The organism is Lactiplantibacillus sp. B652 (assembly GCF_023806745.1).
Lineage (GTDB): Bacteria > Bacillota > Bacilli > Lactobacillales > Lactobacillaceae > Lactiplantibacillus > Lactiplantibacillus pentosus.
In genome coordinates, this window is sequence record NZ_JAMSKY010000115.1 from 1 (window position 1) to 235 (window position 235).

Consider the following 235-nt stretch of genomic DNA (forward strand, 5'->3'; position numbering starts at 1 on the left):
GTATTCGCAGGAAGGCTAAGCTAATCATCATCTTACTGGTGTTCAGCTTTCGCTCACAATTGCGCCAGAGGCGCCGATATTTTCCTAGCCAGCTAAAACTGCGTTCGATAACCCAGCATTGCGGGGTCACTTGACCGTGCCTAAGGTCACTCTGTTTAGCAATAATGACTTCAGCGTTAATCATTGCCTGAACTGATTGAGCAAAGTTGTTACCAGTATAACCACCATCGGCCAT

Annotated in this window: 1 protein-coding gene; it reads right to left on the bottom strand. The window is 46.8% G+C overall.

What is annotated here, in order from left to right; translation table 11 throughout:
• Window positions 1-235, bottom strand: a 235-nt coding sequence (locus tag MZO40_RS17235; protein ID WP_252133500.1) for a transposase, incomplete at both ends; no start/stop codon positions are given.